Genomic DNA, 10,073 nt, shown 5'->3' with positions numbered 1-10,073 from the left:
CGGCGCGAGAGCCGGGCCATCACCGTGCCCACGCACCGCAGAATCGCCTACCAGGAACGATTCTCAACCGTCAGGACGGTCATAAACCGCTACTCGCGGATCTGGGTCTGACCGGCTCGTGTGAGGGGCGCCACGCGGGCTCCCCCGCCACCGGTGGGTCCGGCGCGCTACCCTGAGGCGTACACGGTTGCCCGGTCGTCTCGTAGATATTCAAGCCTGAGCCGCATTTCGCGGCGCGACACCCACGATCGGCTGCCACGAGCAGGTGGCACGGTCTCTTGCGCCCCGACGTCCTCGTCGGGCGGCGCGCGTGCCGCCACGAGACCGACAAGGCATATCTCCATATGACTCAACTCATCACCACCTCCGGCGTGCTCGAGGACGTCGAGGGCCCGGCCCCCGTCGTCGAGGACGTCACCCCGGACATCACGGACGCGGGCATCACCGAGGATCTCGTCGAGACGTCCTTCGCGGACTTCGGCGTCTCCGAACCGATCGTCGCGGCCCTGCGGGACGTCGGCATCACCCACCCGTTCCCCATCCAGGCACTCACCCTGCCCGTCGCGCTGAAGCGCCACGACATCATCGGCCAGGCCAAGACCGGTACCGGCAAGACGCTCGGCTTCGGCATCCCACTGCTCGAGGACGTCATCGCCCCGGGCGAGGACGGCTGGGACGACCTCGCGGAGCCGGGCAAGCCCCAGGCCCTGGTCATCGTGCCCACGCGCGAGCTCGCCAAGCAGGTCGCGGACGATCTCTCGACCGCGGGCCGGCGGCGCAGCGTGCGCATCGTGCAGGTCTACGGGGGCCGCGCCTACGAGCCGCAGATCGCGGCGCTGAACCGCGGCACCGAGGTCGTCGTCGGCACACCCGGACGCATGATCGACCTGCTCAAGCAGCGCATCCTCGACCTGCACGACGTCCGTACGGTCGTCCTGGACGAGGCCGACGAGATGCTCGACCTCGGGTTCCTGCCCGACGTCGAGACGCTCCTGGCGGGCACGCCCGCGAACCGCCACACCATGCTGTTCTCCGCGACCATGCCGGGCGCCGTCGTCGCGATGGCGCGCCGCTACATGAGCCGGCCCACGCACATCCGCGCGCAGGACCCCGACGACCAGGGCGCGACCGTGAAGAACACCCGGCAGGTGGTCTACCGGGCGCACGCGATGAACAAGGTCGAGATGGTCGCCCGCATCCTCCAGGCCGAGGGGCGCGGGCTCACCATCGTCTTCACCCGCACCAAGCGCACCGCCGCCCGGGTGGCCGAGGACCTGACCGAGCGTGGTTTCGCCGCCGCGGCCATCCACGGCGACCTCGGCCAGGGCGCCCGCGAGCAGGCGCTGCGCGCGTTCCGGTCCGGCAAGGTGGACGTGCTCGTCGCCACCGACGTCGCGGCCCGCGGCATCGACGTCGACGACGTCACCCACGTCATCAACTACCAGTGCCCCGAGGACGACAAGATCTACCTGCACCGCATCGGCCGCACCGGCCGCGCGGGCAACACCGGCACGGCCGTGACGTTCGTGGACTGGGACGACATGCCGCGCTGGTCGCTCATCAACAAGGCGCTCGGGCTCGGTGCCGCGGACCCGGTCGAGACCTACCACACCTCCCCGCACCTGTTCGCCGATCTCAGCATCCCCGAGGGCACCGGTGGGCGGCTCCCGCGTGGGGCACGCACGCGTGCCGGCCTCGACGCCGAGCAGATCGAGGACCTCGGCGAGACCGGGAAGCGGCACGGCGCCCATGACAGCGGGCGGGACGGCGGTCACCGTGGCGAGCGCCACGACGGCGGTCCGCGCGGCGGCCGCGAGTCCGGCCCGGCGGGGCGCGCGGCCGACGGTGAGCGTCCCCGCAGTCGCCGCCCGCGCCGTCGCACCCGCGGCGGGCAGGCCGGCGAGGGTACGCAGGGCTGACGCACGAGCGCCTGGCGCGCCACGACCGAGTCGGACCCCGCCAGCACGGCCGGGCCCGACTCGGTGCTCGACCCGCACGTGCTCCTCGCGGTCCTGCCGACGTCCGCGTTCAGAACTCCTGGGCGATGAAGGCGAACACCGCGTCGGCCATGAGCTGGACCGCGATGGCGGCGAGCAGCAGGCCGGCCAGCCGGGTCACGAGGGTGGTGCCGCCTTCGCCGAGCACCCGGTGGATGACCCCGGCGAAACGCATCGCCACCCACAGCACCAGGTGGACGGCGACGAGCGCGACGCCGATCGCCACGTAGTCCGCCACCGAGCCGTCGGCACCCCCCACGGCGAGCATGGCGGTGACGATCGCACCGGGCCCGGCGAGCAGGGGCGTGCCCAGGGGGACGAGCGCCACGTTCACGCTGCTGGCCGACGGCGAGGGGCTCTCCGCCTTCCCGGTCAGCAGCTCCATGGCGACCAGCAGCAGCAGCAGGCCGCCGGAGAGCTGCAGCGCCGGCACGGAGATGTGCAGGAAGTTCAGGATGTACTGCCCGAACAGCGTGAACACCAGGATGACGCCGAACGCGACCAGCGTCGCCTCGAGCGCCGCCCGGGTGCGCTGCTTCGCCGTCATCGTCGAGGTCAGCGCCAGGAACACCGGGACGGTCCCCGGCGGGTCCATGATGACGAACAGGGTGAAGAACGTCGTCGACAGCAGCGTGACGTCGATGATCTCGTTCACGGTCGTACCACCGGGAGAAACCCCTCGCTCTCGATCATCTCCAGCACCGCGGGCGCGGTGCCGTGCTCACCCAGCAGGTTCGGTTTGCCCGACGACCCGTGGTAGTCGCTGGCGCCCGTGCGCGCGAGCCCGAGCCGCGCCGCGAGGGCCTCGAGCTCGGCGACGGCGCCGCCGGTGTGGTCCCGGTGGTCGATCTCGAGGGCCGCGAGCCCGGCGTCGGCCATCTGGGCGATCACCGCGTCACCGACGACCCGGCCGCGAACGCTCGCGCGCGGGTGCGCCATGACGGGCACCCCGCCCGCCGCCCGCACCATGGCGACGGCCTCGACGACCCCCGGTGCGTGGTAGGGCACGTAGTACGGGCCCCGAACGGACAGGATCGTCTCGAAGCAGGCGCTGCGGTCCGGCACGACGCCGGCGGCGCCGCGCGCGTCGGCGATGTGGGGGCGGCCGACCGTCGCGCCGTCGGCGATCTGCGCCGCGACGAGCTCCCAGGTGATCGGGAAGTCCCGGGCGATCTTGTCGACCATGACGCGGGCCCGGTCCCACCGCGAGGTACGGGCGCGCTCCATCTCGGCGGCGAGCGCGGGCTCAGCAGGGTCGTGCAGGTAGCTCAGCAGGTGCACGGTCACGCCGCGGACCTGGCACGAGACCTCGGCGCCACGCAGCAGCGCCACCCCGGTCCCGGCGACGGCACGCTCGGCCTCCGCCCACCCGCCCACGGTGTCGTGGTCGGTGAGGCCGACGACGTCCAGCCCGGCGTCCGCGGCGGCGTGCATGAGCCCGGTGGGGGTGTCGGTGCCGTCGGAGACGGTGGAGTGCGTGTGCGGATCGATGCGCACCGTCTCGACTGCTGACACAGTGGTCAGCGTACGTGCTCGCGGGGATGTCATCGCCGGGTGCCATCATGGATGGCATGACCGAAACGCAGCCCACCACCGACGACCAGCCCCTCAGCGAACGGGGCAGCAACCGCTCCCAGCGGCCCACGAGCCAGGCGTTCCGCACCTTCATCGCCGACGGGTGGGGGCCGCGCCCGGACGCGCTCCCGGAGCTGGGTGCCGGGGCGGTGAGCGCCGCCGCGCACCGCGCCGAGCTCGGCCGCCGCCTGGTCGGCGAGCGCCTCGTCGTGCCCGCCGGCCAGCTCGTGGTGCGCGCCAACGACAACGACTACCGCTTCCGTCCGAACTCGGCGTTCGCTCACCTGACCGGGCTGGGCACCGACCAGGAGCCCGACGCCGTGCTCGTGCTGCACCCGGTCGACGGCGCCACCGGCGACGGCGAGACCCCCACCCACGAGGCGGTCCTGTACTTCCGGCCCCGCGCCGCACGCGACACCGAGGAGTTCTACGCCGACTCCCGCTACGGCGAGCTCTGGGTCGGGGTGCGTCCCTCGCTCGAGGAGATCTCGGCCCGGACCGGGTTGCGCGCCGAGCACATCGACACCTTCGCCGATGCCCTCGCCAAGGACGTCGGCGTCGGCCAGGTTCAGGTGCGCGTGGTGCCCGCCTCCGACGTCGCCGTCGAGGCCCAGGTCGCCGCCGTGCGCCGGCAGGCCGGGGTGGCCGAGGATGCCGCGAAGGCCGACGCCGAGCTGGCCGAGATGCTCTCCGAGCTGCGCCTGGTCAAGGACGACCACGAGATCGGCCAGATGCGTGCGGCCGTTGCCGCCACGGCCCGGGGTTTCGACGACATCGTGCGAGCCCTGCCCCGCGCCGTCGCCCACCACCGCGGCGAGCGCGTCATCGAGGGGGTCTTCGGCGCCCGCGCCCGCGAGGAGGGCAACGGCCTCGGTTACGACACCATCGCCGCGGCGGGCAACCACGCCAACACGCTGCACTGGATCGGCAACGACGGCGTCGTGCGGCCCGGCGAGCTCGTCCTGGTCGACGCCGGGGTGGAGGTCGACTCCCTCTACACCGCCGATGTCACCCGCACCCTCCCGGTCGACGGTCGGTTCACCCCGGCGCAGCGGAAGGTGTACGAGGCGGTGCTCGCGGCCGCCGACGCCACCTTCGCCCGCGCCGCACAGCCCGGCGTGAAGTTCCGGGACCTGCACGCCGCCGCGATGGAGGTCCTGGCCGCCCACCTGGCCGACTGGGGCATGCTCCCGGTCTCCGCGGCGGAGTCGCTCGCCCCCCAGGGCCAGTACCACCGCCGCTGGATGGTCCACGGGACCAGCCACCACCTCGGTATCGACGTGCACGACTGCGCGCAGGCCCGCCGCGAGATGTACCTCGACGGCGAACTCCGCCCCGGGATGATCTTCACGATCGAGCCGGGCCTGTACTTCCGCGAGGACGACCTCAAGGTGCCCCAGGAGCTGCGCGGCATCGCCGTGCGCATCGAGGACGACGTCCTGGTCCGCCCCGATGGGTCCGTCGAGAACCTGTCCGTGGCCATCCCCCGCAGTCCCGACGAGATCGAGGCCTGGATGGCGCGCCTCCTCGGCTGATCAGCCGTCCTCGGGCGCCTCGTCGAACAGGTGCGCCACGGCGCGGGCAGCGCCGGCGACGAGGTGCTCGCGGGCGAACGCGAGGGACTCGGCCAGCGCCGCCCGCCGGCCCACGCCGGAGCTCTTGCGGGTGTTGACCTCGACCACCACCGAGCCGGCGAACCGCTGGGAGCCGAGCATCTCGAGCACCTCCGCGCACGGCTGGTCCCCGCGGCCCGGCACGAGGTGGTCGTCCATGAACGTGTTGGTGCCGTCGGCCAGGTGCAGATGGGCCAGGCGCGGGAACAGTTCGTCCGCCATGGCGATCGTCGCCTCGCGGTCCAGGCCGGCCGTGGCGGTGTGGGACAGGTCGAGCGTGACCGAGGAGTAGTCCTGACCCTGCGGGTCCCACCCGGGCAGGTAGGCCTGCATGGTCCGTTCCCGCCGCGACGTCTTGGCCCGCCAGGGGAACATGTTCTCCACCGCGAGCCGCATGCGGTCCACGCGCTCCCGCTCGGCGATCGCCCCGACGAAGTGCTCGGCGTAGCTGCGCTGCCACCGAAACGGCGGGTGGACGACGACGACGTCGGCCCCGACCTCGTGCGCGAGCTCCGTCGAGCGATCGATCTTGTCCCAGGGGTCCTTGCCCCACACGCCCTGGGTGAGCAGCAGTGTCGGGGCATGGATGGCGAGCACCGGCAACTCGTGCTCGTCGCTCAGCTCCCGGACGCGGGCTGCGTCCTGGCTGTCCGGGTCCCGCAGCACCATGATCTCGACGCCGTCGTAGCCGAGGTCCCTCGCGAGGGAGAACGTCTCCCGCACGCCGCCGGGGTAGACCGAGGACGTGGAGAGGCCGACGGGAATGCTCATCGCGATCCGTGGGTGCCGTCGGCCGGGGCGTCCTCGGCCGGGCCCGCGCCGCCGGTGCCGCCCGCAGGGTCGTCCCCGCCCGGGGTGCCCTCAGCCGGGGTGCCCTCGGCCGGGGCGTCGGCCTGCTCCAGGTCCTCCAGGCGCAGCCCGTAGCGCGGCCGCTCGGCCGAGCGTGCCGGCGGCGCCCCCGGCGGCGTCGGACCCGGGGACTGCGGGGCGTGCGGCGGCGTCGCGCCCGGGGACGGCGGGGCGTGCGGCGGCGTCGGGCCCGGGGACGGCGGTGCTGTGCCGGACGGCGGCGTCCAGCCCGGCGACGTGGGCGGCGCGCCGTACGGGTTGGTGACCGCAGGCCGGGCCGCGGCCGTCCCGTGCCGCGTGGCGCCGCCGGCGTCGGCCAGCAGCCGGCGGGCCTCCCCGGCACCCTCCGCCGCACACAGGATGCTGTAGCTTCCCGCGACCACCTGGCTGGCCGACGTGAAGTCGCGCTTGCCGCCGGTGAAGGCGTAGGACACCACGGTGAACAGGATGCCGAACGCGGCACCGATCAGGATGCCGGCCAGCAGCGGGATGTCGCCCGACGGGGTGAACACCCAGTAGAGCAGGGCGATCATGAGCCCGAACCAGGCGCCACTCATGGCCCCGGCGCCGGCCACCCGCGCATACGTCAGCCGCCCGGTGATGCGTTCCACGAGCCGCAGGTCCGTGCCGACGATGGTCACCTGTTGGACCGGGAACGCCGCGTCGGAGAGTCGGTCGACCGCCCGCTGCGCTTCCAGGTAGGTCCGGAACGAGGCGACCTCGACACCTGTGGGGAGCGTAGGTGTCCGGGGGGCGGGCTGTTTGCGCATCATGGCCATGCCTCGATCTTGCTCCACCGCACCGCCGCTGGCCAGGCCGTCCACGCCGGCACCGCCGTCCGTCCACGCCGGCACCGCCTCAGGCCGTCCACGCCGGCACCGCCTCAGGCCGTCCACGCCGGCACCACCTCCGTCCACGCCGGCACCGCCTCAGGCCGTCCACGCCGCCCCCCTGGCCTAGGCTGGCCGACGTGAGCACCCAGACCCTCCGGAGCGGCAGCCGCCCCAGCCGTGTGTACGTCGCACGCCTGGCGGGAACCCCCGTCTTCGACCCCCTGGGCGACCAGGTGGGGCGCGTCTACGACGTCGTCGTGCTCGTCCGCCTCAAGGGGGCGCCGAGCGCGGTGGGCCTCGTCGTCGAGGTCACCGCCAAGCGCCGGGTCTTTGTCCCGCTCACCCGGGTCACCAGCATCGACGCCGGCGCCGTCATCACCACGGGCCTGCTCAACATCCGCCGCTTCGCCCGCCGGCCCACCGAGAGCCTCGCCGTCGGGGAGCTGCTCGACCGGCAGGTCACGTTCCGGGACGGCTCGGGCACCGGCATCGTCGAGGACCTCGCGATCGAGCAGCAACGCAACCGGGACTGGCTCGTCACCAAGCTCTTCGTGCGGCGCGAACGGCCGGGCCGCGGGCCGCTGCGACGCCGCGGGGACGCCGTGCTGGTCGATGTCGGGGACGTCACCGGCCTCGGTGAGAGCGCCGCCCAGCAGGGCGCGACGACGCTGCTCGCCATGTTCGAGAACCTCAAGCCCGCGGACGTCGCCGACGCCCTGCGCGACCTCACCTACGTCCGTCGCCTCGAGGTGGCCGCCGCGCTGGACGACGAGCGGCTCGCGGACGTACTCGAGGAACTCGGCGACGAGGACCGCGTCTCCATCGTCTCCGGCCTCGACCTCGAGCGGGCGGCCGACGTGCTCGACGCCATGCAACCCGACGACGCGACCGACCTGGTGTCCGAGCTGCCCAAGGAGACCGCACGCAAACTCCTCGAGCGCATGGAGCCCGAGGAGGCCGAGGACGTGCGCCGCCTGCTCGCCTACGGCGAGCACACCGCCGGCGGTCTGATGACGACCGAGCCGATCGTGCTCGCACCGGAGACCACCGTGGCCACCGCCCTCGCACACGCCCGCCGGCAGGACGTCACACCTGCGCTCTCCGCCATGTTCTTCGTGGTGCGTCCCCCGCTCGAGACCCCGACGGGCCGGTTGCTCGGCGTCGTGCACCTCCAGCACGCCCTGCGCGAGCCCCCGCACCAGCTGGTGGGCGCCCTGCTGGACGACGACCTCGACCCCCTGCACACCCATGACGACATCGGCAAGGTCACCCGGCTGCTGGCCACCTACAACCTCACCGCCCTGCCCGTGGTCGACGACGAGCATCGCCTCCTCGGCGCCGTCTCGGTCGACGACGTGCTCGACCACCTGCTGCCGGACGACTGGCGCGACGCCGACGAGGACGTCACCGACGAGGCGATGACGAGGAACGCACATGGCTGACCGGCTCGACACCCCGCTCGAGGCACGCCGGCGCTGGCTCCCCCGCGGGCCCCGGGTCGACCCGGAGTTCTTCGGCCGCTTCTCCGAGGGCATCGCCCGATTCATGGGCACACCCCGGTTCCTGCTGTACCTGACGATCTTCACCGCGGCCTGGCTGCTGTGGAACTCCTACGGGCCCGAGTCGTTGCGCTTCGACTCCGCCGCGTTCGGCTTCACCGTGCTCACCCTCATGCTGTCGCTGCAGGCGTCCTACTCCTCGCCGTTGATCCTGCTCGCGCAGAACCGGCAGACCGACCGGGACCGCGTCAGCGCCGAGCAGGACCGGCAGCGCGCCGAGCGCAACCTCGCGGACACGGAGTACCTGGCGCGTGAGATGGCGGCGCTGCGGCTGGCGATGAACGACGTCGCCACCCGTGACTTCGTGCGCTCAGAGCTGCGTGGCCTGCTGGAGGACATCGTCGAGGAGCGCGACGAGCGCATCCGCGAGCTCGAACGCGAGCTCGCGCTCGTCACCGAGCAGCCCGGCACCCCGCTGCCGGGGACGCCGACGGACGGCGGACACGGCACCGGGGCGATGCCGCCTACCATGTAGGGCATGAGCGCTCCCACCGTCGAGGCCGTGCAGGCCGAGCTCGTCAACGTCATCGATCCCGAGATCCGCCGCCCCATCACCGAGCTGAACATGGTCCGCTCGGTCGACGTCGAACCCGGCGGTCTCGTGGTGGTCGGGGTGGACCTCACGACGGCGGGGTGCCCGTTGAAGGACACCATCACCCGGGACGTCAACAACGTCGTCGGCGCGATCGACGGCGTCACCGAGGTCCGCGTCGAGATGGGCGTGATGACCGACGAGCAGCGCAAGGAGCTGCGCACCATGCTCCGCGGCGGTGTCGCGGAGCCCGAGATCCCCTTCGCCAAGCCGGGCTCTCTCACCCGCATCTACGCGGTGACGTCCGGCAAGGGCGGCGTCGGGAAGTCCTCGGTGACGGCGAACCTCGCCGCCGCGATGGTCGCGGACGGGCTCAAGGTCGGGGTGGTCGACGCCGACATCTACGGCTTCTCCCTCCCTCGCATGCTGGGCGTGGAGCACCCGCCGACCAAGGTCGACGACATGATCCTGCCGCCCGTCGCGCACGGCGTGAAGGTCATCTCGATCGGGATGTTCACCCCGAACGGGCGGCCCGTCGTGTGGCGCGGCCCCATGCTCCACCGCGCGCTCCAGCAGTTCCTCGCCGACGTGTTCTGGGGCGACCTCGACGTCCTCCTGCTGGACCTGCCGCCCGGGACCGGCGACATCGCGATCTCCGTGGCGCAGCTCCTGCCGAACTCCGAGATCCTCGTCGTCACCACACCCCAGGTCGCCGCCGCCGAGGTGGCCGAGCGGGCCGGGATCATCGCCGAGCAGACGCACCAGCACGTCGTCGGCGTGGTGGAGAACATGTCCTGGCTCGAGCAGCCGGACGGCTCCCGCGCCGAGATCTTCGGCTCCGGCGGCGGTGAGCGGGTGGCCGGCGAGCTTGGTCGGGCCCTCGGCTACGACGTGCCGCTGATCGCCCAGGTCCCCCTGGAGCAGAGCCTGCGCGAGGCCGGCGACGCCGGGGTGCCCCTCGTGCTCCGCAACGGGGACAGCCCCGCCAAGGAAGCGATGGTCTTGCTCGCCCGCACCCTCAGCCACCGCGCCCGGGGGCTCGCCGGGCGTTCGCTGGGCATCAGCCCCGTAGGCCGGTAGCGGAGACGATCCAGCGCTCCACCCGCCCACCCGTC

Annotated in this window: 9 protein-coding genes; 5 read left to right on the top strand and 4 right to left on the bottom strand. The window is 72.9% G+C overall.

Features of this window, described 5'->3' with window-relative positions:
- The first annotated feature begins 344 nt into the window (after positions 1-344).
- Positions 345-1,919 (top strand): DEAD/DEAH box helicase, encoded by a 1,575-nt coding sequence (locus tag ACYC1Z_RS12200; RefSeq protein WP_461409800.1) that lies wholly within the window; start codon positions 345-347, stop codon positions 1,917-1,919.
- A gap of 109 nt (positions 1,920-2,028) precedes the next feature.
- Here the strand turns inward: ACYC1Z_RS12200 and ACYC1Z_RS12195 are convergent, their stop codons facing one another.
- Together ACYC1Z_RS12195 and ACYC1Z_RS12190 are read right to left on the bottom strand one after the other, a co-directional pair.
- Positions 2,029-2,652 (bottom strand): MarC family protein, encoded by a 624-nt coding sequence (locus ACYC1Z_RS12195; RefSeq protein ID WP_461409799.1) that lies wholly within the window; start codon positions 2,650-2,652, stop codon positions 2,029-2,031.
- Positions 2,649-3,512 carry a PHP domain-containing protein gene (locus tag ACYC1Z_RS12190; protein WP_461409798.1) on the bottom strand — a complete coding sequence of 288 codons (864 nt, stop codon included), beginning with the start codon at positions 3,510-3,512 and terminating at the stop codon, positions 2,649-2,651. Before ACYC1Z_RS12190 ends, ACYC1Z_RS12195 begins: the two co-directional genes overlap by 4 nt.
- 26 nt (positions 3,513-3,538) lie before the next feature.
- Between ACYC1Z_RS12190 and ACYC1Z_RS12185 the strand changes: the two genes are divergently transcribed.
- Positions 3,539-5,107 (top strand): aminopeptidase P family protein, encoded by a 1,569-nt coding sequence (locus tag ACYC1Z_RS12185; RefSeq protein ID WP_461409797.1) that lies wholly within the window; start codon positions 3,539-3,541, stop codon positions 5,105-5,107.
- On the opposite strand, the gene ACYC1Z_RS12180 is transcribed toward ACYC1Z_RS12185, so the two are convergent.
- Together ACYC1Z_RS12180 and ACYC1Z_RS12175 are read right to left on the bottom strand one after the other, a co-directional pair.
- Positions 5,108-5,956, bottom strand: coding sequence for a sugar phosphate isomerase/epimerase family protein (locus ACYC1Z_RS12180; protein WP_461409796.1), 849 nt, complete (start codon positions 5,954-5,956; stop codon positions 5,108-5,110).
- Positions 5,953-6,888, bottom strand: a complete 936-nt coding sequence (locus ACYC1Z_RS12175) for a YflT domain-containing protein (protein ID WP_461409795.1) — start codon at positions 6,886-6,888, stop codon at positions 5,953-5,955. The genes ACYC1Z_RS12180 and ACYC1Z_RS12175 overlap by 4 nt, the downstream gene beginning before the upstream one ends.
- Before the next feature lie 116 nt (positions 6,889-7,004).
- Here ACYC1Z_RS12175 and ACYC1Z_RS12170 point away from each other — a divergent pair, with 116 nt between their 5' ends.
- Genes ACYC1Z_RS12170 through ACYC1Z_RS12160 form a run of 3 tightly spaced genes read left to right on the top strand, consistent with a single transcriptional unit; the run spans position 7,005 to position 10,038 of the window.
- A complete protein-coding gene (locus ACYC1Z_RS12170) occupies positions 7,005-8,309 on the top strand; it encodes a magnesium transporter MgtE N-terminal domain-containing protein (protein WP_461409794.1) in 1,305 nt (434 codons plus the stop codon).
- Entirely contained in the window at positions 8,302-8,901 is a 600-nt protein-coding gene (locus tag ACYC1Z_RS12165) for a DUF1003 domain-containing protein (RefSeq protein WP_461409793.1), read from the top strand. The genes ACYC1Z_RS12170 and ACYC1Z_RS12165 overlap by 8 nt, the downstream gene beginning before the upstream one ends.
- 3 nt (positions 8,902-8,904) lie before the next feature.
- A complete protein-coding gene (locus ACYC1Z_RS12160; protein WP_461409792.1) occupies positions 8,905-10,038 on the top strand; it encodes an Mrp/NBP35 family ATP-binding protein in 1,134 nt (377 codons plus the stop codon).
- Positions 10,039-10,073 lie beyond the last annotated feature (35 nt).

The sequence above is a fragment of the Georgenia sp. genome (assembly GCF_054605595.1).
The sequence above is the reverse complement of the archived record's forward strand: the minus strand, read 5'-3'. Positions and strand labels throughout refer to the sequence as shown.